This window comes from Mycobacterium sp. NGS49, assembly GCF_059812565.1.
In genome coordinates this window covers 155,066-179,300 of sequence record NZ_JCALCX010000013.1, presented here as the reverse complement: position 1 = coordinate 179,300, position 24,235 = coordinate 155,066, and the positions used below count along the sequence as shown (strand labels likewise).

The 24,235-nt window shown below is 68.0% G+C and carries 25 protein-coding genes and 1 pseudogene; 17 read left to right on the top strand and 9 right to left on the bottom strand.

What is annotated here, in order from left to right; all coding sequences use genetic code 11:
* Window positions 1–17: 17 nt before the first annotated feature.
* Complete coding sequence (locus AC5Y7D_RS15960) at window positions 18–977, bottom strand: LysR family transcriptional regulator (protein WP_499925607.1); 960 nt, start codon at window positions 975–977, stop codon at window positions 18–20.
* Window positions 978–1,000: 23 nt separating this feature from the next.
* Here AC5Y7D_RS15960 and AC5Y7D_RS15955 point away from each other — a divergent pair, with 23 nt between their 5' ends.
* The 9 genes from AC5Y7D_RS15955 to AC5Y7D_RS15915 are packed head-to-tail and all read left to right on the top strand — an operon-like array spanning window position 1,001 to window position 10,134.
* Window positions 1,001–2,167, top strand: coding sequence for an XdhC family protein (locus AC5Y7D_RS15955; protein ID WP_499925606.1), 1,167 nt, complete (start codon window positions 1,001–1,003; stop codon window positions 2,165–2,167).
* A 32-nt stretch (window positions 2,168–2,199) separates the two neighbouring features.
* Window positions 2,200–3,090 carry an FAD binding domain-containing protein gene (locus tag AC5Y7D_RS15950; RefSeq protein WP_499925604.1) on the top strand — a complete coding sequence of 297 codons (891 nt, stop codon included), beginning with the start codon at window positions 2,200–2,202 and terminating at the stop codon, window positions 3,088–3,090.
* A 2-nt stretch (window positions 3,091–3,092) separates the two neighbouring features.
* On the top strand, window positions 3,093–3,575 hold the full coding sequence (locus tag AC5Y7D_RS15945) for a (2Fe-2S)-binding protein (RefSeq protein ID WP_499925661.1): 483 nt from the start codon (window positions 3,093–3,095) through the stop codon (window positions 3,573–3,575).
* Window positions 3,572–5,971: an aerobic carbon-monoxide dehydrogenase large subunit gene (locus AC5Y7D_RS15940; RefSeq protein WP_499925603.1), complete on the top strand. Its 2,400-nt coding sequence runs from the start codon at window positions 3,572–3,574 to the stop codon at window positions 5,969–5,971. Before AC5Y7D_RS15945 ends, AC5Y7D_RS15940 begins: the two co-directional genes overlap by 4 nt.
* A 13-nt stretch (window positions 5,972–5,984) precedes the next feature.
* Window positions 5,985–6,782: an XdhC family protein gene (locus tag AC5Y7D_RS15935; protein ID WP_499925601.1), complete on the top strand. Its 798-nt coding sequence runs from the start codon at window positions 5,985–5,987 to the stop codon at window positions 6,780–6,782.
* On the top strand, window positions 6,779–7,366 hold the full coding sequence (locus AC5Y7D_RS15930; protein ID WP_499925599.1) for a nucleotidyltransferase family protein: 588 nt from the start codon (window positions 6,779–6,781) through the stop codon (window positions 7,364–7,366). Before AC5Y7D_RS15935 ends, AC5Y7D_RS15930 begins: the two co-directional genes overlap by 4 nt.
* Window positions 7,363–8,232 (top strand): AAA family ATPase, encoded by an 870-nt coding sequence (locus AC5Y7D_RS15925; RefSeq protein WP_499925597.1) that lies wholly within the window; start codon window positions 7,363–7,365, stop codon window positions 8,230–8,232. The genes AC5Y7D_RS15930 and AC5Y7D_RS15925 overlap by 4 nt, the downstream gene beginning before the upstream one ends.
* A 13-nt stretch (window positions 8,233–8,245) precedes the next feature.
* Window positions 8,246–8,908 (top strand): SRPBCC family protein, encoded by a 663-nt coding sequence (locus AC5Y7D_RS15920; protein ID WP_499925595.1) that lies wholly within the window; start codon window positions 8,246–8,248, stop codon window positions 8,906–8,908.
* Complete coding sequence (locus tag AC5Y7D_RS15915) at window positions 8,905–10,134, top strand: vWA domain-containing protein (RefSeq protein WP_499925594.1); 1,230 nt, start codon at window positions 8,905–8,907, stop codon at window positions 10,132–10,134. Before AC5Y7D_RS15920 ends, AC5Y7D_RS15915 begins: the two co-directional genes overlap by 4 nt.
* Here AC5Y7D_RS15915 and AC5Y7D_RS15910 read toward each other — a convergent pair.
* Window positions 10,100–10,855 (bottom strand): annotated as a pseudogene (locus AC5Y7D_RS15910) (permease). The gene AC5Y7D_RS15915 and the pseudogene AC5Y7D_RS15910 sit on opposite strands and share 35 nt — an antisense overlap.
* A gap of 45 nt (window positions 10,856–10,900) precedes the next feature.
* On the opposite strand from AC5Y7D_RS15910, the gene AC5Y7D_RS15905 reads away from it, so the two are divergent.
* A complete protein-coding gene (locus AC5Y7D_RS15905; RefSeq protein ID WP_499925592.1) occupies window positions 10,901–12,016 on the top strand; it encodes a glycoside hydrolase family 76 protein in 1,116 nt (371 codons plus the stop codon).
* Here AC5Y7D_RS15905 and AC5Y7D_RS15900 read toward each other — a convergent pair.
* Window positions 12,005–12,682, bottom strand: a complete 678-nt coding sequence (locus AC5Y7D_RS15900; protein ID WP_499925590.1) for a DedA family protein — start codon at window positions 12,680–12,682, stop codon at window positions 12,005–12,007. The genes AC5Y7D_RS15905 and AC5Y7D_RS15900 overlap by 12 nt on opposite strands.
* A 62-nt stretch (window positions 12,683–12,744) precedes the next feature.
* Between AC5Y7D_RS15900 and fbaA the strand changes: the two genes are divergently transcribed.
* Window positions 12,745–13,779, top strand: a complete 1,035-nt coding sequence (gene fbaA / locus AC5Y7D_RS15895; RefSeq protein ID WP_499925588.1) for a class II fructose-bisphosphate aldolase — start codon at window positions 12,745–12,747, stop codon at window positions 13,777–13,779.
* A 4-nt stretch (window positions 13,780–13,783) separates the two neighbouring features.
* Here fbaA and AC5Y7D_RS15890 read toward each other — a convergent pair whose 3' ends face one another.
* A complete protein-coding gene (locus AC5Y7D_RS15890) occupies window positions 13,784–14,611 on the bottom strand; it encodes an Rv0361 family membrane protein (RefSeq protein ID WP_499925586.1) in 828 nt (275 codons plus the stop codon).
* A gap of 40 nt (window positions 14,612–14,651) precedes the next feature.
* On the opposite strand from AC5Y7D_RS15890, the gene AC5Y7D_RS15885 reads away from it, so the two are divergent.
* On the top strand, window positions 14,652–15,065 hold the full coding sequence (locus AC5Y7D_RS15885; protein WP_499925584.1) for a DUF3151 domain-containing protein: 414 nt from the start codon (window positions 14,652–14,654) through the stop codon (window positions 15,063–15,065).
* On the opposite strand, the gene AC5Y7D_RS15880 is transcribed toward AC5Y7D_RS15885, so the two are convergent.
* The 3 genes from AC5Y7D_RS15880 to AC5Y7D_RS15870 all read right to left on the bottom strand — a co-directional run bounded on the left by AC5Y7D_RS15880 (window position 15,062) and on the right by AC5Y7D_RS15870 (window position 17,494).
* Complete coding sequence (locus tag AC5Y7D_RS15880) at window positions 15,062–15,955, bottom strand: cation diffusion facilitator family transporter (RefSeq protein ID WP_499925583.1); 894 nt, start codon at window positions 15,953–15,955, stop codon at window positions 15,062–15,064. The genes AC5Y7D_RS15885 and AC5Y7D_RS15880 overlap by 4 nt on opposite strands.
* A gap of 125 nt (window positions 15,956–16,080) precedes the next feature.
* Window positions 16,081–16,833, bottom strand: a complete 753-nt coding sequence (locus AC5Y7D_RS15875) for a site-2 protease family protein (RefSeq protein WP_499925581.1) — start codon at window positions 16,831–16,833, stop codon at window positions 16,081–16,083.
* Window positions 16,834–16,861: 28 nt separating this feature from the next.
* Entirely contained in the window at window positions 16,862–17,494 is a 633-nt protein-coding gene (locus AC5Y7D_RS15870; protein ID WP_499925579.1) for a peptidase M50, read from the bottom strand.
* 89 nt (window positions 17,495–17,583) lie between these two features.
* On the opposite strand from AC5Y7D_RS15870, the gene AC5Y7D_RS15865 reads away from it, so the two are divergent.
* Together AC5Y7D_RS15865 and AC5Y7D_RS15860 are read left to right on the top strand one after the other, a co-directional pair.
* Window positions 17,584–18,882 carry an adenylosuccinate synthase gene (locus AC5Y7D_RS15865; RefSeq protein ID WP_499925578.1) on the top strand — a complete coding sequence of 433 codons (1,299 nt, stop codon included), beginning with the start codon at window positions 17,584–17,586 and terminating at the stop codon, window positions 18,880–18,882.
* Window positions 18,879–19,538: a PaaI family thioesterase gene (locus AC5Y7D_RS15860; RefSeq protein WP_499925576.1), complete on the top strand. Its 660-nt coding sequence runs from the start codon at window positions 18,879–18,881 to the stop codon at window positions 19,536–19,538. Before AC5Y7D_RS15865 ends, AC5Y7D_RS15860 begins: the two co-directional genes overlap by 4 nt.
* Here AC5Y7D_RS15860 and AC5Y7D_RS15855 read toward each other — a convergent pair whose 3' ends face one another.
* The gene (locus tag AC5Y7D_RS15855; RefSeq protein WP_499925659.1) at window positions 19,539–20,855 is read right to left on the bottom strand and encodes a PPE family protein; all 1,317 of its coding nucleotides are present in this window, start codon (window positions 20,853–20,855) and stop codon (window positions 19,539–19,541) included.
* Window positions 20,856–20,868: 13 nt separating this feature from the next.
* Complete coding sequence (locus AC5Y7D_RS15850; RefSeq protein ID WP_499925574.1) at window positions 20,869–21,180, bottom strand: PE family protein; 312 nt, start codon at window positions 21,178–21,180, stop codon at window positions 20,869–20,871.
* 105 nt (window positions 21,181–21,285) lie between these two features.
* On the opposite strand from AC5Y7D_RS15850, the gene purT reads away from it, so the two are divergent.
* Genes purT through AC5Y7D_RS15835 form a run of 3 tightly spaced genes read left to right on the top strand, consistent with a single transcriptional unit; the run spans window position 21,286 to window position 24,228 of the window.
* Window positions 21,286–22,533: a formate-dependent phosphoribosylglycinamide formyltransferase gene (purT, locus tag AC5Y7D_RS15845; RefSeq protein ID WP_499925572.1), complete on the top strand. Its 1,248-nt coding sequence runs from the start codon at window positions 21,286–21,288 to the stop codon at window positions 22,531–22,533.
* Window positions 22,530–22,949 carry a rhodanese-like domain-containing protein gene (locus tag AC5Y7D_RS15840; protein ID WP_499925570.1) on the top strand — a complete coding sequence of 140 codons (420 nt, stop codon included), beginning with the start codon at window positions 22,530–22,532 and terminating at the stop codon, window positions 22,947–22,949. The genes purT and AC5Y7D_RS15840 overlap by 4 nt, the downstream gene beginning before the upstream one ends.
* Window positions 22,950–23,004: 55 nt before the next feature.
* Entirely contained in the window at window positions 23,005–24,228 is a 1,224-nt protein-coding gene (locus AC5Y7D_RS15835; RefSeq protein ID WP_499925568.1) for an O-succinylhomoserine sulfhydrylase, read from the top strand.
* Window positions 24,229–24,235 lie beyond the last annotated feature (7 nt).

The window sequence follows — 24,235 nt, the reverse complement described above, 5'->3', positions numbered from 1 at the left end:
GGGGGTAAAGCGTATAGCTAACTCCACAGCGTGACGTGAACCTTCGGCCGAAACCGCGTCACACCCACCCCGCTGCCGCGGATCATCGCCTGGATGCAGCGCGGCGTGGTGATGAAACGGACCAGTTCGGACACCGCGGGCTGGCGCGCCGAGGGCGCCAGCGTCATCGCACACCACTCGCCGGCCTTGTCCAGTCCCGGCCCAGTCACGTGCGTCAACCGACCGGCGGCAAGGTCTTTGGCGACCGCGAAACCGACGGTCAGCGTGGCACCGCCCACTCGCAGCACTTCCTCGAGCGCGGCGGCGTCACTCTGGAAGATCCGCTGCTGCGACTCGGGAATCGCCAAGTTCCGCAACATGTTAGCGATCTCGCCGTCTACGCTGCCGGCCGACGGGCCCAGCATCCACTGCTGCTGGCGCAGCATCGCTGCGGTCGGAATACCCACGGCGAGAGGACTTTTCGGTGCCACCACGGTGATGATCTGATACTTCAGAAACGGGCGGACGAAGAGTTCTGCGTTGGCCGAGGCGTCGCTGCCCGGACCGATCGCGATGTCCACCGCCCGCGAGCAGATCAGGTCGCGGAACTGGCTCGTCGGATGCACGCTCAACTCCACGGAGAGGTCGTCGGCCCGGGAGGAGAACAACTCGATGAGTCCGGGCGCGGCCTGCTCGGCGAAGGTGCTCGATGCCGCGATGCGCAGCAGCCGGCGACCGTGGGCGGCCTCGGTGACTTCGATGGCCGTTTGCTGTTGCAGCCCTAGGATTTCCACCGCCCGGCTGGCCAGCCGCAGCCCTCCGGGGGTGAACGCCAATCCGGCCCCCGTCCTGGTGAACAACGGGTCGTCCAGCTCCTTGCGCAGTGCACTGACGTGCATCGAGACCCCGGCGTCGGACATACCCAGTTCGGCGGCCGCGGCACGCACCGAGCCCAGCCGCACCACCGCCGAATAGGCCCGAAGTTGAGCCGGGGTCATGACAATGAGCCTACGTTGAGAGCATGCGTGACGTGCTTGCCGAGCTGATGTCGATCTGGCGTGCCGGCCAGACGGCCGGGCTGGCGACGGTGGTGCGGACCATGCGCTCGGCCCCGCGGCCGCCGGGTGCGGCGATGGTGGTGGCGCCGGACGGCTCGGTGAGCGGATCGGTATCGGGCGGATGCGTGGAAGGTGCCGTCTACGAGCTGGCGACCGAGGTCGCCGGCTCCGCAGTTCCCCGGCTGGAGCGGTATGGGATCAGCAATGACGACGCATTCGCGATCGGTCTCACGTGCGGCGGTGTCATCGACATCTTCGTCGAGGCGGTGTCGCAAACGACGTTTCCCGAACTCGGAGCGGTAGCGCAGGACGTCGACGCACACCGGTCGGTGGCTGTCGCGACCGTCATCGCGCATCCCGACGCTCGCTGGGTGGGCCGCCGGATCGTGATCACCCCCGAAGGCACCGGGGGCTCACTGGGATCCGCACGTGCCGACGCCGCCGTCACCGACGACGCCCGCGGCCTGCTCGCACTCGGGCGCACCGGAATCCTGGAGTACGGGCCCGATGGGCAACGTCGCGGCGAGGGCCTGGAGGTCTTCGTGTCCAGCTTCGCCCCGCGTCCGCGGATGCTGGTATTCGGCGCGATCGACTTCGCCGCCGCCCTGGCGCGGCAGGGATCGTTCCTCGGTTACCGCGTCACCGTCTGCGACGCGCGCGCCGTCTTCGCCACCTCGACCCGGTTCCCCACCGCCGACGAGGTGGTGGTCGACTGGCCGCACCGCTACCTGGCGGCACAGGCTCAGGCTTCCGCGGTGGATCGCCGCACGGTGATCTGCGTGCTCACCCACGATCCGAAATTCGACGTGCCCGTGCTCGAGATCGCCCTGCGACTGGACGTCGGATACGTGGGGGCGATGGGATCGCGCCGGACCCACGACGACCGCATGCAACGGTTACGGGCGGCGGGGCTCTCCGACGCCGAACTGGCCCGGCTGTCCAGTCCGATCGGCCTGGACCTGGGCGCCCGTACCCCGGAGGAGACCGCGGTGTCGATCGCCGCCGACATCATCGCGCATCGGTGGGGCGGGGGCGGGCGTCCGCTGGCCGAGGTTGCCGGCCGGATCCATCACGATGCCGCAGAGGTGCAGGTCGAGAGCGAGTTAACGAATCACTTAACTCGGCATTGACGCCCCCTGGCCCCGGGCACACACTTCTCGCCATGCAAGTACCCGGGCCCTTCGAATACGAACGTGCGACGAGCGTCGATCACGCCATCGGACTACTGGACAGGCTGGGGGAGGAGGCACGCGTGGTGGCCGGCGGACACAGCCTGCTGCCGATGATGAAGCTGCGCATCGCCAACCCCGAATACCTCATCGACATCAACGATCTGGTACCCGAGCTGGGGTATGTCATCACCGATCCGACGCTGGTCCGGATCGGCGCGATGGCCCGCCACCGCGAGATTCTGGAGTCCGACACGCTGGCCGCGGTGTGCCCGATCTTCCGCGACGCCGAGCGGGTGATCGCCGACCCGGTGGTACGCAACCGCGGCACCCTCGGCGGCTCGTTGTGCCAGGCCGACCCGGCCGAGGATCTGTCCACGGTGTGCGAGGTGCTGGACGCGGTGTGCCTGGTGCGGGGGCCGTCGGGGGAGCGCGAGATCGCCATCGACGACTTTCTGATCGGCCCCTACGAGACCGCGGTGGCCCCGAACGAGATCTTGATCGAGACGCGGATCCCGTTGCGGCACAACACCTCTAGCGCCTACGCGAAGGTCGAGCGGCGGGTTGGTGACTGGGCCGTCACCGCCGCCGGCGCCACCGTCACGTTGCACGGCAACGAAATCGCCGCCGCACGGGTCGGGCTGACCGCGGTGAACCCGGACCGGGGTGCGCTAGCGGAGCTGTCGGCCGCGCTGGTCGGCCGGCCGGCGACCGGAGAGACGTTCGCCGAGGCGGGCCGGCTGGCCGAACAGGCCTGCGAACCGGTCACCGACGTCCGCGGCACCGCCGACTACAAGCGGCACCTGGCCGGTGAACTGACCGTCCGTACGTTGCGCAGCGCGGTTGAGCGCGTGCGCAATCAACCTGAGCCGGAGGGAAACTGATGATCAAGGTCACCATGACCGTCAACGGGGAGCCGGTCAGCGCCGAAGTGGAGCCCCGGATGCTGCTGGTGCATTTCCTGCGGGATCAACTGCGGTTGACCGGAACGCATTGGGGTTGCGACACCAGCAACTGCGGAACGTGCGTGGTCGACGTGGACGGGGTGCCGGTCAAGTCCTGCACCATGCTGGCCGTCATGGCGTCCGGCCACAGCGTCCGCACCGTCGAAGGGCTGGCCGCACCCGATGGCTCGCTTGACCCGGTGCAGGAAGGGTTCATGCGCTGCCACGGCCTGCAATGTGGTTTCTGCACGCCCGGGATGATGATCACCGCCCGCGCGCTGCTGGACCGCAACCCCGATCCCGACGAAGAGACCATCCGGGAAGCCATCTCCGGGCAGATCTGCCGCTGCACCGGATACACCACCATCGTGCGGTCTATTCAATGGGCCGCGGAGCACTGCAATTCCGAGGCGGCGACATCATGACCACGATCGAATCCCGGCCGCCCTCGCCCGAGGACACCGCGGACAACGACCAGAAGCCGTGCGGTTACGGCCGGATGCTGCGTAAGGAGGACCCCCGGTTCATCCGGGGCCGGGGCCGCTACGTCGACGACGTCGCGCTGCCCGGCATGCTGCACCTGGCGATCCTGCGTTCACCGTATGCGCACGCCACCATCGTCAGCATCGATGTGACTGCGGCGCAGGCACATCCGAAAGTCAAGGCGGTAGTGACCGGCGCCGACCTGGCCGCCAAGGGACTGGCCTGGATGCCGACGCTGTCCAACGACGTGCAGGCCGTGCTGGCCACCGACAAGGTGCGATTCCAGGGCCAGGAGGTGGCCTTCGTCGTCGCCGAGGACCGGTATTCGGCCCGCGACGCGCTGGAGCTCATCGATGTCGAGTACGACCCGCTGGATCCCGTCGTCGACGTCCGAAAGGCGCTGGACCCGTCGGCACCGGTGATCCGCACCGACCTCGACGGCAAGACCGACAACCACTGCTTCGACTGGGAGACCGGCGATGCCGCGGCCACCGACGCCGTATTCGCCAAGGCCGATGTGGTGGTCAAGCAGGAGATCGTCTACCCGCGGGTGCACCCTGCGCCGATGGAAACCTGCGGTGCCGTGGCCGATCTGGACCCGGTGACCGGAAAGCTGACGCTGTGGTCCACCAGCCAGGCGCCGCACGCGCACCGCACGCTCTATGCGCTCGTGGCCGGTCTGCCCGAACACAAGATCCAGGTGATCTCGCCCGACATCGGCGGCGGCTTCGGCAACAAAGTGCCGATCTACCCCGGCTACGTGTGCGCCATCGTCGCCTCGCTGGTGCTGGGCAAGCCGGTCAAATGGATGGAGGATCGCAGCGAGAACCTGACTTCGACCGGGTTCGCGCGCGACTACATCATGGTCGGCGAGATCGCGGCCCGGGCCGACGGCAAGATCCTGGCGATCCGCACGAACGTGCTGGCCGACCACGGGGCGTTCAACGGCACCGCAGCGCCGGTGAAGTATCCGGCCGGTTTCTTCGGCGTGTTCACCGGAAGCTACGACCTCGAGGCCGCCTACTGCCACATGACGGCGGTGTACACCAACAAGGCCCCCGGCGGGGTGGCCTACGCGTGCTCGTTCCGCATCACCGAGGCGGTCTACCTGGTGGAGCGGCTGGTGGACTGCCTGGCGTTCGACCTCAAGATGGACCCGGCCGAGTTGCGGCTGCGAAACCTGTTGCGGTCAGAGCAGTTTCCCTACACGAGCAAGACCGGCTGGGTGTATGACTCAGGTGACTACGAGACGACCATGCGCAAGGCGATGGACATGATCGGCTATGACGCTCTGCGTGCCGAGCAGGCCGCCAAGCGCGAGCGTGGTGAGCTGATGGGCATCGGCATGTCCTTCTTCACCGAGGCCGTCGGCGCCGGGCCGCGCAAGGACATGGACATCCTCGGTCTCGGCATGGCCGACGGTTGTGAGCTGCGCGTGCACCCGACCGGCAAAGCCGTGGTGCGCCTTTCGGTGCAGTCTCAGGGTCAGGGGCACGAGACGACGTTCGCCCAGATCGTGGCCGAGGAGTTGGGCATCCCGCCTGAGGACATCGACGTGGTGCACGGCGACACCGATCAGACCCCGTTCGGTCTGGGTACCTACGGCAGCCGGTCCACGCCGGTGTCGGGGGCGGCGGCGGCACTGGTGGCGCGCAAGGTTCGCGATAAGGCCAGGATCATCGCATCGGGCATGCTGGAAGTCTCGGTGGCCGACTTGGATTGGGAGAAGGGCAGATTCCACGTAAAGGGTGACCCGGCGGCAGCGGTGACCATCCAGGACATCGCAATGCGTGCACACGGCGCCGGTGACCTGCCCGAGGGCATCGAGGGCGGCCTGGACGCGCAGATCTGCTACAACCCGTCCAACCTGACCTATCCATACGGCGCGTACTTCTGCGTGGTGGACGTCGATCCGGGCACCGCGGTGGTGAAGGTGCGCCGGTTCCTGGCCGTCGATGACTGCGGCACCCGCATCAACCCGATGATCATCGAGGGGCAGGTGCACGGCGGCATCGTCGACGGCATCGGTATGGCGCTGATGGAGATGATCGCGTTCGACGAAGACGGCAACTGCCTGGGCGGTTCGCTGATGGACTACCTGATTCCCACCGCGCAGGAGGTGCCGCATCTGGAGACCGGTTTCACCGTGACCCCGTCGCCGCATCACCCGATCGGCGCCAAGGGCATCGGCGAATCGGCCACTGTGGGTTCACCACCGGCGGTCGTCAACGCGGTGGTGGATGCGTTGGCGCCGTACGGAGTTCGGCACGCCGACATGCCGCTGACCCCGTCGCGGGTGTGGGAGGCCATGCAGGGCCGGGCCAGGCCGCCGATCTGATGAAGCCCTGAGTATGAGCATCAACGAACGAGCCCAGCAACTACGGGCCACCCGCACACCGTTCGTGCACGCGACGGTGGTGCGCGCCGAGCAACCCACCTCCGCACGCGCAGGGGACGAGGCAATCCTGTTGTCGGACGGCACCATTGAGGGATTTGTAGGGGGTCAGTGCGCGCAGAACTCGGTCCGCAAGGCTGCGTTGGGCGCGCTGCAGGCCGGCGAGAGCGTGCTGCTGCGGGTGTTGCCGGACGGGGACGTGCACTTTCCGGACGCGCCGGGAGCATGCGTGGTGGTCAACCCGTGCCTGTCCGGCGGTTCGCTGGAGATTTTCTTGGCGCCGCAACTGCCGGCCCCGCTGATCCGGATCTACGGCGAAACGCCCATTGCGCAGGCGCTGACCCGGCTGTGCGGGCTGCTCGGATACGACGCGTTGCGAGATGGGCCGGGCGAGGACGAACCGGCCGACACCAGCGCCGTGGTGATCGCCAGCCACGGCGGTCCCGAGGGCGAGATCATCCGCGCCGCACTCGATCGCGGTGTCGGCTATGTCGGGCTGGTGGCCAGCAAGGCGCGCGGCGCATCGATCCTGAGCGGACTCGAACTCACCGACAGCGAAAGGTCCCGCATCCACACCCCGGTCGGCGTGCCGATCGGCGCCAAGACCCCGCCGGAGATCGCCGTCGCCATCGCGGCGGAACTCATCGCGGCGCTGCGCGCTGACCGCCCGATCCGCGCCGAGACGTCCCCGCAAGGCCCGAGCCGGGCGGACGACGGACACTGCCACGCGCATGCCGAGGGGCACAGCGGATGACGACGGCCCGCGTCACCGGTGTGGTGCTGGCGGCCGGCGCATCCCGCCGGCTCGGCCGGCCCAAACAGGTGCTGCCGTATCGGAATACGACGGTGCTCGGGGCCACGCTGGATGTGGCCCGGGCGGCCGGATTCGACCAGTTGATCGTCACCTTGGGCGGTGCCGCCGACGCGGTGCGCGAACAGGTACCCCTGGACGGGCTCGACGTCGTCACGGCCACCGACTTCGGCACCGGCTGTTCGGCTTCGCTGCGGGTGGCACTGGAAGTGGTGGACCCGCACTCGGTGGGTGTCGTGCTCATGCTCGGTGACCAACCCGGGATCGATCCTGCGGACCTGCGGGCCATCCGCTCCGCGGGCGCCGACATCACGGTGTGCCGCTACACCGACGCTATCGGGCATCCGTTCTGGTTCGGCCGCAACGTCTTCGGTGATCTTTCGCGGCTGCACGGCGACAAGGGTGTCTGGAAGCTCATCGAATCGGGTTCCTACCAGGTGCGCGAACTACGAGTTGATCGTCCGGTTCCACCCGACGTCGACACCTGGGACGACTACCGGCGACTTCTGGCGTCGGTGCCGTCATGACATTCACCGATCCCGGGGACGTGGTCCGCCGTTTCGACGCACATGACTACCTGCTGGATACCGGAACCGCGTCGGCGATCTTCCTCGCGGTGCAGCTCGGCAGGCCCCTGCTGCTGGAAGGCGAGCCCGGTGTCGGCAAGACGACGGCAGCCAAGACGCTTGCGGCGGTGCTGAACACCACCCTGATACGGCTGCAGTGTTACGAAGGCCTGACCGCCGGCGAGGCGCTCTACGACTGGAACTACCAGCGTCAGCTGCTGTCCATCCGGCTTGCCGAGGCGGGCGGCACCGGCATGACAGAGGGTGAGCTCTACACCGAGGCCTACCTGGTCGACCGGCCGATCCTGCAGTGTGTGCGCCACCGCGGACCCGTGCCGCCGGTACTGCTGATCGACGAAATCGACCGCGCCGGCGATGAATTCGAGGCGCTGCTGCTGGAGTTTCTGGGCGAGGCCACGGTCACCGTCCCGGAACTGGGTACGTTCGCCGCCGAGCGACCGCCGATCGCCGTGCTCACCTCCAATCGCAGCCGCGACCTGCACGATGCACTGCGACGGCGGTGCCTGTACCACTGGATCGACTACCCCGAACCCGCACGGGCCGCCGCGATCGTGCGTCGCACGGTGCCCGGTGCCACCGCGCCGCTCATCGAGCGGGCAAGCCAATTCGTCGGCGCCGCCCGCGAACTCGACTTGGACAAGCCGCCCGGAGTGGCCGAGACCATCGACTGGGTCGCCGCCCTGGTGTCGCTCGGGGTTGCCGATCTCGCCGATGAGGCGGCATCGATCAGCCTGGGAGCTCTGGCCAAGACGCCCGACGACCGCACTCTGATCCGCGACGCCTTGGTCGAATACAGCCGAACTTGAAAGGATTCACCCGATGAAAATCGCCAACCAATTCACCGTCAGCGCCCCGATCGAAGAGGCCTGGGACGTGCTCTGCGACCTCGAGCGGGTGATCCCGCTGATGCCGGGGGCGCAACTCGTCGGCCACGAAGGTGACGACTATCTGGGCAAGGTCAAGGTCAAGGTCGGCCCGGTCACCAGCGAATTCGCCGGCAAGGTGCACTTCGTCGAGCAGAACCGCGACCAGCACCGTGCGGTGTTCGACGCCAAGGGCAAGGAGGCGCGCGGCACCGGCAACGCGGCGGCCACCGTGACCGCGCAACTGCAAGCGGCGGGCGAGCGCACCAACGTCACCGTCGACACCGACCTGAAGGTCGTCGGCAAGCTGGCCCAATTCGGCAGCGGGATGCTGCAACAGGTTTCGGAGAAGCTGTTGGGCCAGTTCGTCGAGTCCCTGGAAGCCGAACTGGCCGCACCGGCCGCCGCCGAGGTCCCGGCGGCCACCAATGGCGAAGCGCCGATTCCGGCCTGGCCGGCGAACCCGGTCCCGGGCACCCGCCAGGCTGTCGAACCCGAACCCATCGACCTGATCGAGCTGGCCGGCGGCGATCAACTCAAGAAGTACGGGGCGGTAGCGGCCGCGGTGCTCGCCGTGCTGGCCTTGATCTGGTTGCTTGGCCGGCGCAGCCGCGAGTGAGCACTCCCGCTCTGCTGCGCGGCGTGGACCTCGCGGCGTTCGCGGCCGCCCTGGTGGCGCGGCTGCGCGGTGCGGGAGTATCGGTATCGGGCAGCGGCCAAAGGACTTTCGTGCAGGCGCTGCAACACCTGGCGCCGCACGACCGGTCGTCACTCTACTGGGCCGCGCGGCTGACCCTGGTCAACCGCATGGACGAGCTGGACACCTTCGACGCGGTGTTCGCGGCCGTATTCGGGGCCGGTGCGCCCGACGCGCGTGACACCCCGTCGCTGCCGCTGCCGGGACCACGCACCCCGGCCGCGGGCATCGTGCATCGCGGCGGCAGCCGGTCCGAAGCAGTGACTCAGACGCTGCCCTGGGCCACCGGAACCGCCGGCGAATCCGATGCCCACGCCGGCGTCCGGTTGCCCGAGTTCGTGCCCAGCCGCATCGCCGCGCTGGCCGACGAGCCGTTCGATGAGTTCGATCCCGGCGATCTGCGGCTGATCGGCGCCTGGTTGCGGGATTCGTTGCGGCACTGGCCAAGTCGGCGCAGCCTGCGATCGCAGGCCAGCCCGCACGGTAGCCGGATCGACCTGCGGGCAACCATCAACGCGTCGCGCAGGACCGGTTGGGAAACCCTGATGCTGGCGCGGATCCGGCCGCGTCGCCGGCCCAGGCGGGTGGTACTGGTCTGCGACGTGAGCCGGTCCATGCAGCCGTTCGCGACGGTCTACCTGCATCTGATGCGAGCGGTGATGACCGGCCGGATGACGGTCCGGCCCGAGGTGTTCGCGTTCTCGACGTCGTTGACCCGGCTCACCTCGGTGCTGTCGCACCGATCCGCCGAGGCGGCACTGGAACGGGCCAACGCCCGGGTGACCGACCGCTACGGCGGCACCTTCATCGGTCGCAACCTCAACGGGCTGCTGAATTCGCCAGGTCACGGCAACGCGCTTCGCGGCGCCGTCGTGATCATCGCCTCCGACGGTTGGGACAGCGATCCGCCCGAGGTGCTGGAACATGCGCTGGTCAGGCTGCGCCGCCGTGCGCACCGGCTGGTGTGGCTCAATCCCCGTGCGGCGCAGCCCGATTACCGACCGCTGACCGGTTCGATGGCGGCGGCGCTGCCGTTCTGCGACCTGTTCCTGCCGGGGCATAACCTGGCCGCGATGCAACAGGTTCTGTGGCTGCTGGCCGACCCGATGCCGGTCAGCCGGCCAGTTGCCCGTCCGGCGCACTGCTGATCAACCGGTGTCGGCCGTAGCAGCCGAAATACAGCAGAAACCCGCAGAACACTGCCAGACAACACACCGCCGCCACGCCGTCGACTACGAACGTGGCGAGCAACGCGAGCGCAGCGACCACCAGCGCGAAACCCGTCGTGACGATGCCGCCGGGGTTCGGTAGGGACGGTCCATTTCCGGTCGGCAGGTAGCCCGCTCGCGACAGTGCGAACAATTGCCGCGAATACGCATAGATGATCGAGAAGAAACTGGCGACCAGGCCGGCCAGTCCAATGTAGTTGACGGCCCCTCTGACCGGACTGGCCGCGCCGGCCGGGCCCAGCGCCGCCACCAGCGGGTTGCCAGACGTCGACATCGCCTGCGCGCCACCGGAGCCGGCAGCAGCAGCACCAGCACGCAGTTCACTGACAGAACGGCGAAAGCCGCGGTGATGCCACGCGGAACGTTTCGGGCCGGATCCGTCGTCTCGTCGGCTGCCAACGGCACAGCGCCGACGACAGTTCGGCCAGCCCCAGCACCAGAGCCAGATACATGGCGGCTATCACCACGCTGGCGATCACCATTCCGCCGAACCCGCCGCGCGCCAGCCCGAATTCCAGCCCGAATAGTCGCCCGACACCACGTAGCTGACGCCCAGCCCCGCGAGCAGCACCCAGCCTGCGCTACCGGTGCGCAGCTGGCGCTTCTCCAGATATCTCCACGACTTCGCGTGCCCCTGCAAGGCTGACCTCCCGTCACCGCAAACCGTAGGGCAGGATCGGCAGGTATGGACCAGGTATGGGCAAACCGCGCCGCCACTTCGGAAACCGCGGTCACGCAACGAAACCTGCGGCGACTGTGGGGGTTACCCGCGACCCAGCTGGGGGTGGTCGCCTGGCCCTCGGACCGCAGCGACCGGATGTTCGGCACCTGGCACTACTGGTGGCAGGCGCATCTGCTGGATTGCCTGATCGACGCGCAGTTGCGCGACCCGCAGACACAGCGCCGCACCCGCATCAATCGGCAGATCCGTTCGCACCGGCTGCGCAACACCCTGCGCTGGACCAACAGCTATTACGACGACATGGCGTGGCTCGCGCTGGCCCTGGAACGCGCCGCGCACCTGGTCGGCGTCGAGCGCAGCCGCGCGCTGCACACCCTGGCCAAGCAGTTCGTCGACGCATGGGTGCCCGAGGACGGCGGCGGCATCCCCTGGCGTAAGCACGATCAGTTCTTCAACGCCCCCGCCAACGGCCCGGCGGGCATCTTCCTGGCGCGCTACGAAGGGCACCTGCGCCGGGCGCAGCAGATGGCCGACTGGATCGACGAAACCCTGATCGACCCCGAGACTCACCTGGTGCTCGACGGCATCAGGGACGGGTCGCTGGTCCGGGCGCAGTACACGTACTGCCAAGGTGTGGTACTCGGGCTGGAGGTCGAGCTCGCCAACCGCACTCACGACGATCGGCACCCGCCCCGCGTGCACCGGCTGGTCGCGGCCGTCAAGGAACACATGGCTCCCCGAGGCGTGCTCAAAAGCGCCGGCGGCGGCGACGGCGGACTGTTCGCCGGCATCACCGCCCGCTACCTGGCCCTGGTCGCCACCGGCCTGCCGGGCGACTCCGCCGAGGACCGGGCCGCCCGCGACACCGCACGTGACATCGTGTTGTCGTCGGCGAAGTCGGCATGGGACTACCGCCAGACGGTGGACGGCCTACCGGTGTTCGGCGCTTTCTGGGACCGCGACGCGGAAATCCCGACCACCGGGGGTCAGCAGGCCCAGTTCGTCGAGGGCGCGGTGAACAGTTCGGCGATTCCCGAGCGAGACCTGTCGGTGCAGCTGTCCGGCTGGATGCTGATGGAGGCGGCGCACAGCGTCGCGATGGTCAAGTCAGTCCGATAACGGCAGCGACTCGTCTTTGGGCTGCCGATGCCGTGACCGGTAGGCCCGCCAGGCCCCGATGAACGCCGGGATCATCGACACGAACAGGATGCCCAGAATGATCTTCTGCAGATTGTGGTGCACGAACGGAACGTTGCCCAGGAAGTAGCCGGCCAGCGTCGTACCGCCGCCCCACAGCACGCCGCCCACGATGTCGAAGGCCAGATATACCGGGTAGCGCATGTACGACACACCGGCGATCACCGGGGTGAAGGTCCGGATGAACGGCATGAAGCGGGCCATGATGATCGCCCAGGCCCCGTACTTCTCGAAGAACGCGTGTGACTCGGTCACGTAGTGCTTCTTGAAGAACCGGGAGTCTTCCTTCTTGAACAGGGCGGGGCCGATGCGCCGGCCAATGAAGTAACCGGTTTGGTCGCCCAGGATCGCCACCAGCGCCACGGACGGCGCCAGCACCCAGATGGTGACCGGCGGATTGGGCGACGCGGCCAACAGGCCGCCGGTGAACAACAGGGACTCGCCCGGCAGCAACGGGAACAGCAGGCCCGTTTCGATGAAGACGATGACCAGGATGCCCGGCAGCACTGCGGACCCGAAGACACCGTCGCTGCCCAGCCAGTACATCGGGTCGAGGAAGTCCCCCAACGCCACCACGGTGGTGCTCATGGTGCTTCAACATACCGGCGTTGCAATACTGATCAGACCAAGTTCCGTACAAGGAGTCCTTCATGCCCATCGCAACGCCCGAGATCTACGCCGAGATGCTGGGACGTGCCAAGGAGAATGCGTACGCGTTCCCGGCCATCAACTGCACGTCGTCGGAGACCATCAACGCCGCCATCAAAGGCTTCGCCGACGCCGGCAGCGACGGCATCATCCAGTTCTCGACCGGCGGTGCCGAATTCGGTTCCGGCCTCGGGGTCAAGGAGATGGTGACCGGCGCGGTGGCGCTGGCGGAGTTCACCCACATCATCGCCGCCAAGTACCCGATCAACGTCGCGTTGCACACCGACCACTGCCCCAAGGACAAGCTCGACACCTACGTGCGCCCCTTGTTGGCGATCTCGTCCGAGAGAGTGCGCGCGGGTGACAACCCGTTGTTCCAGTCGCACATGTGGGACGGTTCGGCGGTCCCCATCGACGAGAACCTGGAGATCGCGCAGGAGCTGCTCAAGCAGGCGGCGGCGGCCAAGATCATTCTGGAGATCGAGATCGGCGTGGTCGGCGGCGAAGAGGACGGCGTCGCCAACGAGATCAACGACAAGCTCTACACCACCCCGGAGGACTTCGAGAAGACCATCGAGGCGCTGGGGCACGGCGAGCACGGCCATTATCTGCTCGCCGCGACCTTCGGCAACGTGCACGGTGTCTACAAGCCCGGCAATGTCAAGCTGCGTCCGGACATCCTGGCCGAGGGGCAGAAGGTGGCGGCCGCCAAGCTCGGCCTGTCCGATGACGCCAAGCCGTTCGACTTCGTCTTCCACGGCGGCTCGGGTTCGGCGAAGTCGGAGATCGAGGAGGCGCTGCGGTACGGCGTGGTGAAGATGAACGTCGACACCGACACCCAGTACGCGTTCACCCGACCGATCGCCGCGCACATGTTCTCCAACTACGACGGCGTATTGAAGATCGACGGCGAAGTGGGCAACAAGAAGGTCTACGACCCGCGCAGCTACCTCAAGAAGGCCGAAGCCGGCATGACCGAGCGGGTCATCGAGGCCTGTAACGATCTGCACTGCGCCGGCAAGTCCCTCGCCGGTTAGCTGGTCAGCTGGACTGGCAGATCTTCCACTGGTCGTCACGGTACTGCAGGTCCAAGCTCCGGGTGGACCGAGTTTGCGGGTCGTAGGCCATGAACGTGGTGATGTTGGCCTCGGCGTGCTGACCGTTGACGACGACCTGGTCGATGCTCGCGATCACCGGGTACTGCTTGGCCGCCGACACCCGCTGATAGGTCTCTGACCACGACTTCTCGTCGTATTCGACGTAGCCGTCACGGGTGGTGCCGCAGGTGATGCTGCGCAGTGCGGTCAGATCGCCGCGCTGGATAGCGATGTCGAAATTCTGGATGGTCTGCTTCACCTGGTCCTCCTGCGAGACGCTCGCGCGCTTGCTGCGGGTGAGCAGGACGGTGCCGAAGATGGCGATCGCCGCCAGGGCCAGCACGATGACCACCACGGCCAGCACCCAGCCCCAGTTGCGCTGCTTGGCGCCCTGTTTTCCGCCGTCTCTCGGCGGAATCGATTGTGGGACAGCGGTTTTGGGCGGCAGTGGGGGGGCGGGCGGGGCCGGCGGGGTGCCCGCCGCCGGATGGGCGTGGAAGGCTTCGGTGGCCGCATCCTGACCGGTGGCGATCACCTGGGTTTCTTTCGCGTCGAAACCGGGTGCGGTGAAGCGCCGCTCGGCCTGGCCCTCGGGGAGAGTCGCCTCCGAAGCCTCGTCCGGTTGGTGCGTGGCAATCACCAGAGTCTCGGTTTCCGAGTCGCCCGGCACCAGAGGCTGGGCCTGGGTGGCTTCGGCGTCGCGGTTGCGCTCACCGTCGGCTTTGCCGCTGGATACTGTGCCGTCGCGGTCGGACTCAGGTGCGTTGGGCATGGGTGCAGCTTAACCGAGCCGGATTGGCAGAATGGGCGCCATGACACCGACCGGTGACCTCCTGGGACCTGACCCGATCCTGCTACCCGGCGACAGCGAGGCCGAAACTGAACTGCTCGCCGGCGAGAAGCCGGGGATAGTCGCCGCCGCCCATCCGTCTGCGTCGGTGGCGTGGGCGGCGCTCGCCGAGGAGGCGCTCGCTGAAGACAGGGCGATCACGGCCTACGCCTACGCCCGGACCGGCTACCACCGGGGCCTGGACCAGCTGCGCCGCAACGGCTGGAAGGGCTTCGGCCCGGTGCCCTACGCGCACGAACCCAACCGGGGCTTCTTGCGGTGCGTGGCAGCGCTGGCCCGTGCCGCCGACGCCATCGGCGAGACCGACGAATACGGACGCTGCCTGGATCTGCTCGACGACTGCGACCCCGCGGCCCGCGCGGCGCTCGGTTTCTAGAACGTCTCCTCGCAATGGCCGTCCGGGCAGTCGATCTGCACGGTCGCGTGGTTGAGCCCCCGGGCTGACAGCAGTGCCCGCGCGTCGCTGAGTACCTGTGCCGAGTCGGTGGTGCTGGTCAGGTGGGCGGTCACCATGTCCTTGCCGGGCGACAGCGTCCAGACATGCAGGTCGTGCACGTCGGTCACGCCGTCGACTCCGCCCAGTGCGGTCCGCAACTCGTCGACGTCGATATGCGCCGGGGAAGACTCCGACAGGATGCGCAGGGCGGCGCGGGCCAGCGCGATCGCCCTGGGCAGCACCCACAGCGCCACCAGCACCGCGACCACCACGTCGGCATACGGCCAGTGCGTCGTGACGGTCACCACGCCGGCGATCAGCACCCCGATGCTGCCGACCGTGTCGGCGACGACCTCCATGTAGGCGCCCTTGACCGCCAGGCTCTCCTCGGAGTGTGACCGCAGCAGCATCGCCACTCCGAAGTTGGCGGACACCCCGGCCAGCGCCACGACGATCATCGGCACGCCGGGGACCGACGGTGCGCCGCCGAGCCGGTCGATCGCCTCGTAGAGGATGAAGAGCGCGACACCCACCAGCAGCACGGCGTTGGCCACCGCGGTGAACACCTCGGCGCGGTGCCAGCCGTAGGTGCGCTCCGGTGACGTGCTGCCGCGCCGGGCGAGGATGACCGCCACCATGCCCATGAACACCGCAACCACGTCGGTGAGCATGTGGCCCGCGTCGGCCAGCAACGCGATCGAGTTGATCAGCAACGCGGTGGTCAGTTCGATGACGAAGAAGGTCGCCAGGATGCCCGCGGCAAAGATCATCCGCGGGATCATGCGCGATGCGTCCGCCTCGGCGGGGGTGTGACTGTGTCCGGCTCCCATGGCTCAGTAATTTATGCGTAAACGCGCATATATTGCAATAGCCCGTGCCTCCGCGACATTGACGCCACGCACACGACACGCCGTGAACGGTGTACCTGCGTTAAATGTCGACCAAGACCGGCCACTCACGCCAGGGCGCTCCAGAAGCGGGTCAGGGCACCGCCGGCCATCGAAAGTCGCGGCGCCACCCCGGACAGCTGGAAGAGCCAGTACACGATCTCGAAGAACCACCGGTTCAGCCCCGGTGCCAGCAGCACGACCAGCAGGACGAACAGCCCAAACTGCTTGGCCGGTGCCACCGCCCGCTGCGTCTGGGGGCTCAGGTGCGGCTCCACCGCGTCGTAGCCGTCCAGGCCGGGGACCGGCAGCAGATTCAGCACCACCGCGGTGACCTGCAGGAAGCCCAGAAACGCCAGCGCGGCGGCCAGCACCAGGTGCGCCGGGTCGTAGAGCAACCGGGTCGCGGTCAGCAGCAGCACAGCCAGCAGCAGGTTCATCGCCGGACCGGCCAGGCTCACCGCCGTGCGACGAGCGGGCGTCATGAACGAGGTCTGCAGGTACACCGCCGCGCCCGGCAGGCCGATCCCGCCCAATGCGATGAACACCATCGGCAGCACCAGTGACAACCCGAGGTGGCTGTAGCGCCGCGGGTCGAGGTTCAGGTAACCGCGCACCGCGACGTCGTGGTCACCGAAACGCCAGGCGGTGTAGGCGTGTCCGAACTCGTGCAGGCACAGCGACACCAGCCAGCCGGCGATGACGAAGATGAACACTCCGGCGTAGGCCAGCGGCCGTACCTCCGACCCGGCCGCCCAGGCCAGCGCCGCACCGACGCCCGTCAATCCGACCAGGCCGAGAAAGATCGGGCTGGGCCGCACCCTTGAAAACCTACTGCAACTACTGCAACTACCGAACCAGCAGCCAGCCCTCCACGTGGCGGTAGAACGCCGAGCGTCGCACCGGCCTCGGCGCCGGCAGCCCGTCGCGCCACACGACGGCCCCCGTCGTACCCAGCTGGGCGGCGCGTCCGCTGACCCAGCGGGGCCAACGGCGCCGAACGGCCGCCCGCAGGCCCGGCAGCTCGGGCGTCGGTTCGATCCACACCCCGGTCGCGTCGCCGTCGAACAGCACGGTGTCGTCCACCACCGCCTCGCCCCGGATCGAGCCGGCGGCGTCGGACGGCAGCCAGCCGGCCCGCCCGACCAGCACTGTCCCGGTTTCATCCCGGATCAGCGGCACCCGGCCGGCGGTACCCCGCAGCGCCCGCCGCGCCGCGCGCCCGCCGGCCGGCAGCCGGTAGATCCGGGTCGCCCGGGTGCGCCTTCGGGGCGCATACGCGACCTCTACGTCGAGCCGTTCGGCACGCAACAGCCGGGTCAGCGCGGCGGCCAGATCGCTGTCGGAACCGACTACCACCACACGCCGCAAGCTGCCGATCTCGTCGCCGTCGAAGCTGGGCAGACCGCGCAACGGCCGCGGCAGGCGGGCGTCATGAGACGGAAACACCGCAACACCCGGCGCGTTCTGACCCGCATTCATGACACTCCTCGCGAACCGCTCGGTAGGGTAGGTCACCGGCTGGACCACAATAAGGGGGCCCAACCTGCCAGACGAGTTGGGAGCACGTCATGCCGGCAATCGTCCTCATCGGAGCCCAGTGGGGTGACGAGGGCAAAGGTAAGGCCACCGATCTGCTCGGCGGACGAGTGCAGTGGGTGGTGCGCTACCAGGGCGGCAACAACGCCGGGCACACCGTGGTGCTGCCGACCGGCGAGAACTTCGCCCTGCACCTGATTCCGTCGGGCGTGCTGACACCCGGGGTCACCAACGTCATCGGCAACGGCGTGGTGATCGATCCCGGCGTGCTGCTCGACGAGCTCAAGGGCCTGGAAGATCGCGGCGTCGACACCTCGAAGCTGCTGATCTCCGCCGACGCGCACCTGCTGATGCCATACCACGTGGCCATCGACAAGGTGACCGAGCGCTACATGGGCAGCAAGAAGATCGGCACCACCGGCCGCGGCATCGGACCGTGCTACCAGGACAAGATCGCCCGGATGGGCATCCGGGCCGCCGACGTACTCGACCACGCCCAGCTGCAACACAAGATCGAGGCCGCCCTCGAGCTGAAGAACCAGATCCTGGTCAAGATCTACAACCGCAAGGCCCTGGAGCCCGACCACGTCCTCGAGGCGGTGCTGCAGCAGGCCGAGGGATTCCGTCACCGCATCGCCGACACCCGGCTGCTGCTCAACAACGCCCTCGACGCCGGTGAGACGGTGCTGCTGGAAGGTTCCCAGGGCACCCTGCTCGACGTCGACCACGGCACCTACCCGTACGTGACGTCGTCGAATCCGACGGCCGGCGGCGCGGCGGTGGGCTCGGGTATCGGCCCGACCCGGATTGGCACCGTGCTGGGCATCCTGAAGGCCTACACCACCCGGGTGGGTTCCGGCCCGTTCCCGACCGAGTTGTTCGACGAGAACGGCGAGTATCTGTCCAAGACGGGCGGCGAATTCGGCGTAACGACGGGCCGGCGGCGCCGGTGCGGCTGGTTCGACGCCGTTATCGCCCGCTACGCCACCCGCGTCAACGGCATCACCGACTACTTCCTGACCAAGCTCGACGTGTTGTCCAGCCTGGAAACGGTGCCGGTGTGCGTCGGCTACGAGATCGACGGCAAGCGCACGCCGGAGATGCCGATGACGCAGAGCGACCTGTGCCGCGCGCAGCCGATCTACGAGGAGCTGCCCGGCTGGTGGGAAGACATCTCCGCCGCCCGGGAATTCGACGACCTGCCCGCCAAGGCCCGCGACTACGTGTTACGTCTGGAAGAGCTTGCCGGAGCACATGTTTCGTGCATCGGGGTGGGACCGGGACGGGACCAGACCATCGTGCGGCGCGACATCCTGGCGGCCCCCGCGTGACGCACTACACGTCGCTCAGCCCGCAGGACGATCCCCGAGACGAAGATCCCGAATACGAACACCACGGTGGCTTTCCGGAATACGGCCCGGCCAGTCCCGGACCCGGGTTCGGCAAGTTCGTGGCGACCATGCGCAGACTGCAGGACCTGGCGGTGTCCGCCGACCCCGGCGACGACATATGGGACGAGGCGGCCGAGCGGGCCGCCGCGTTGATGGAGTTGCTGGAGCCGTTCGAGGCCGGCGCGGGCGAGTCGCCGGCCGGCCGCACCCCCGACCTGCCCGGCATGGGCAGCCTGCTGCTGCCGCCGTGGAAGCTCACCCGCTACGCCCCGGACGGTGTCGAGATGACCGGCCATTTCACCCGCTTCCACGTCGGCGGCAACTGGGCCGTGCACGGAGGCGTGTTGCCGCTGCTGTTCGACCACACCTTCGGCATGGTCTCGCACGCCGCCGGACGACCGATCAGCCGAACGGCCTTCCTGCACGTCGACTACCGCAAGGTCACGCCGATCGACACGCCGCTGACCATTCGCGGGCGGGTCACCCGGATCGAGGGCCGCAAGGCGTTCGTATCGGCCGAACTGGTGGACGCTGAACAGGCCCTGCTGGCCGAGGGCAACGGCCTGATGGTGCGCCTGCTGCCCGGCCAGCCCTGATCACGGGTTGGGATTCGGTGGTACCACGATGATGGTCGCGCCGGGGATAGCGGCCAGCGTCGCAGCCAGATTGGCCACCACGCCCGGCGGCAGGCCCTGTGGCAAACCCGGAAAGTGCGCCGCGGTGGCCGCCGCGGGGATTGCGGGTGTGTTGGCGGCCGGCCTGGTCGCCGCACCGCCGGCGGCACCCCCGGCCGCGGGTGCGGCCTGCGACGGGGTCGACGACGCTCCGCCCCGTGCCGCCAGCCCGGCCAGGGCGGTTCCGGCCAGACCCGCCGACGCCATGCCTGCGTAGCCGCCACCGTCCTCGGCCGCAGTCAGATACATCGGCGTGCTGTTGGGGAACATGGCCGCGATCTGGCGTACCGCCGGCGGCATGTTCCACGTTGGCGGCACCGACAGCCCGCCGATGCTGCTGGAGTACCCCGACAGCGCCGCGACCGGCGGCCCCGGCGGGCTTGCGAGGCGCTGGCCACCCAAAGGTGAGGGTCCCGACCGCGAGGGGGGTACACCGGCGGCACGGTCAGCCGCTTCGGTCTCCTCGAGGCTTTCCTCTTTCTCGACCTCATCCACCACGTCGTGGCGGTAGACCTCGCTCAGCTGGATGCCGGACACCCCCAGCGAAGCGGCTGAGACCCCGACAGCCGCCAGCACCAGAATGTCGAGATCCTCAAACGGATTAGGTATGTCGGAAAGCGGCGAGGGCAGTAAGGACTGCAGCGTCGGCAGAACGCTCGTCTCCGCCGGTCCAATCGCCGCGGCAGCTGCCGCTTCGCCGGCCAGCGCGCCTTCGGTGGTGGTCGCCGGGGGCAACGTGAATGGCGACAACTGGGAGGCGGCTTCCGAGTTCCCGGCGTAGCCCTCCATGGCGACGATGTCCTGGGCCCACATCTCGCCGTAGTCCGCCTCGCTGGTTGCGATCGCGGGCGTGTTCTGACCGAAGATGTTCGACTGGACCAGCGACATCGTGACGCTGCGGTTGGCCGCGATGGCCGCCGGGGGCACCGTCGCCGCGTACGCGGCCTCGTACGCGTTCGCGGCTGCCAGGGCCTGCGCGGCGGCATGCTCGGCCTGAGCGGCGGTCGCGCGCATCCACGCCACGTACGGCGCCGCCGCCGCTGCCATTGACAGAGACGACGGCCCCAGCCATTCCTGGCTGGTGAGACCGGACAGCACCGCGGTGTACGACTCGGCGGTCGAATTCAGTTCGTTGGCCAGCCGTTCCCAGGCCGCCGCCGCCTGCATCAATGGTGCCGACCCGGGGCCGGAATAGATTCTGGCCGAATTGATTTCGGGGGGGAGCGCGCCGAACTCCATGCCCAGCATGGCCTTACCCCCCGCCCGGGCCGGCCGCCGCGCTGTTGACAGCCTCGGTGCCGGCATATGACGCGCCACTGGATGCCAGGACGGCGACGAACTGCTCGTGAATCGCCGCAGCCGCAGCGCTGACAAGCTGATACAGCCGAGCGTGGCAGGCGAACCGGACGGCCGTTGTCGCGGAGACCTCGTCGGCCGCAGCGGGCACCACCGCGGTGGTCAGCGATGCCGACGCATCGTTCAACGCGCGCATGGCCGACCCGATGTTCGCCAGGTTGCTCGCGGCAGTGCTCAGCATCTCCGGCTGGGTCGTCACGAATGACATGCACATCTCCTCGGCGAAACTTTGTGGCTCTCAGCAGAGTTACATAAATTCTCTAAAAATGAGTCCAGACGCGTCGTTCTCATAAGCGCACCTATCCTTGAATGCGTGACTGACGGCTTGAGCGAAGGAACAGAGGGCACGACGACGTGGGTCGTCGAGGACCCGGCCGAAGCCGAAGGCGGTACCGACGCCGATGCCGGGCCGCGGGTGTTGCTGCTCGGTTCCGACGAGTCCGGCCAGGAACTGACGGTCGCCTTGCAGCGCCTCGGCGCCGAAGTTATCACCGCGGACGCCGATACGCTCACCGACCCGGACGAGCTGACAGCCGTCGTGGCGGCCCTGCAACCGGACTTCGTGGTGACGCTCACCGGCGCCTTCCGGACCGCTGCCGAAACCGCCGCCTCGGCCGCAGCCCTCGACGCCCTGGAAGGCCAGGACACCGAACTGGTGCCCAGCGCCCGCGCCGTGCGGCTGACGGCCGACCGGGAAGGCCTGCGCCGGCTGGCCGCCGATGAACTCGGTCTGCCCACCGCCCCGTTCTGGTTCGTCGACTCACTTGCCGAACTCGAGGCGGTCGCCGCTCACGCCGGCTTCCCGCTCCTGGTCAAGCCCGTCAGCGGGCGAGACCGCAGTGGGCGGTCGGTGGTCCGCGGCACCGAGGAGATCGCGCGTGCCTGGGAACTGGCCAGCGGAGGCGACGGCGGCCGGCTCTGGGCCGAGACGGTGGTCGACGTGGAATTTTTGGTCACGCTGATCGTGGTGCACACCGAAGGGCCCTCCGGGCCCGTCATCGAGTTCTCTGCGCCCATCGGCCACCGCGTCGACGACACCGGCGCGCTGGAATCGTGGCAGCCACAGCACATGACCACCGCCGCCCTCGATGCCGCCAAATCCATCGCCGCACGCATCGTCAAGTCGCTGGGCGGCCGCGGCGTCTTCAGCGTCGAGTTGATGATCAACGGTGACGAGGTGTACTTCGCTGAGGTGACCGCCGGTCCCGGCGACAGCGCCTGGGTTACCCTGCGCAGCCAGCGACTTTCGGTGTTCGAGTTGCATGCGCGGGCGGTACTGGGGGTGGCCGTCGACACCATGATGGTCTCGCCCGGCGCCGCCCGGCTGATCGATCACGGCCCCGCCGCGCCGGGGGCGGCGCCCAGCGGCGACGTACTCGCCTCCGCCCTCGGGGTGCCCGAAAGCGATCTGCGGGTGTTCGGATCGGTCAGTGCGGAACAACCGGTGGCAGTAGCGGACAAGTGGGGTGTGACGCTGGCCACCGCGCCGGAGGTGTCGGCCGCCCGCGACCGCGCCCGAGAGGTGGCAGGCCGGCTGAATGTGCGAGACTCACGCGGGTGAGCTACGCAGGAGACATCACGCCGCTGCAGGCGTGGAAATTGCTCAGCGACAACCCGCAGGCGGTGCTGGTGGATGTGCGCACCGACGCCGAATGGCGGTTCGTGGGGGTGCCTGACCTGTCGAGCCTGGGGCGCGACGTGGTCTACATCGAGTGGAACAAGTCCAACGGACAGCACAACAACAACTTCCTCGCCGAACTGAGGGACAAGGTCTCCTCCACCGGCGAGGGCGAGCGGCCGGTGGTGTTCCTGTGTCGTTCGGGCAACCGTTCCATCGGGGCCGCCGAAGTCGCCACCGAGGCCGGCTTCACGCCGTCGTACAACGTGCTGGACGGCTTCGAAGGCCAGCTTGACGCGCACGGTCACCGGGGTGAGACGGGTTGGCGTGCGGTCGGACTGCCTTGGAAACAAGGCTAGTAACAAGGCTAGTAACAAGGCTAGTAACAAGGCTAGAACGAGGCTATTGACAGGGATGACTGACGGCGACTCGATCCGCACGCCCAAGGCGCTGCCCGATGGCGTGAGCCAGGCGACCATCGGTGTACGCGGCGGCCTGACGCGATCGGGTTTCGAAGAGACCTCCGAGGCGATGTTCCTGTCGTCGGGCTACGTCTACCCCTCGGCCGCCGTCGCCGAGCAGTCGTTCACCGGCGAGGTGGACCACTACGTGTACTCCCGGTACGGCAACCCGACCGTGAACATGTTCCAGGAAAGGCTGCGCCTGATCGAGGGCGCGCCGGCGGCGTTCGCGACGGCCAGCGGCATGGCGGCCGTCTTCGTCTCCCTCGGCGCACTGTTGGGTGCCGGCGACCGGCTGGTTGCGGCGCGCAGCCTGTTTGGCTCCTGTTTCGTGGTGTGCAACGAGATCTTGCCGCGCTGGGGTGTGGAGACGGTGTTCGTCGACGGCGACGACCTGTCGCAGTGGGAGCAAGCGTTGTCCAAGCCCACTCAAGCGGTGTTCTTCGAAACGCCGTCCAATCCCATGCAATCACTCGTCGACATCGCCGTGGTCACCGAGCTGGCACATTCCGCGGGCGCAAAGGTGGTGCTGGACAACGTTTTTGCGACGCCCCTGTTGCAGCAGGGCTTCCCGCTCGGGGTCGACGTGGTGGTGTACTCGGGCACCAAGCACATCGACGGCCAGGGCCGGGTGCTCGGTGGCGCGATCCTTGGTGACAAGGAGTACATCGACGGCCCGGTGCAGAAGCTGATGCGCCACACCGGCCCGGCGATGAGCCCCTTCAATGCCTGGGTGATGCTCAAAGGACTTGAGACGCTTGCTGTTCGGGTTGAATACAGCAACGCCTCGGCGCAACGCATCGCGGAGTTCCTGGAAGGCCACCCCGCCGTGAACTGGGTTCGCTACCCATTCCTGCCGTCGCATCCGCAGTTCGACCTCGCCAAGCGTCAAATGTCTGGTGGCGGAACGGTTGTCACCTTCGAGTTGAACAGCGGCAACAAGGGTGCCGCGAAACAGCGTGCCTTCGAAGTGCTGGACAAGCTGCGGCTGATCGACATCTCCAACAACCTCGGGGACACCAAATCGCTTGTCACGCATCCGGCTACGACGACACACCGGGCCATGGGCCCGGAAGGCCGCGCCGCCATCGGGCTCGGTGACGGCGTGGTCCGCATCTCGGTCGGCCTGGAAGGCACCGAGGATCTGATCGCCGATATCGACCAGGCCCTGAGTTAGCCCCTGA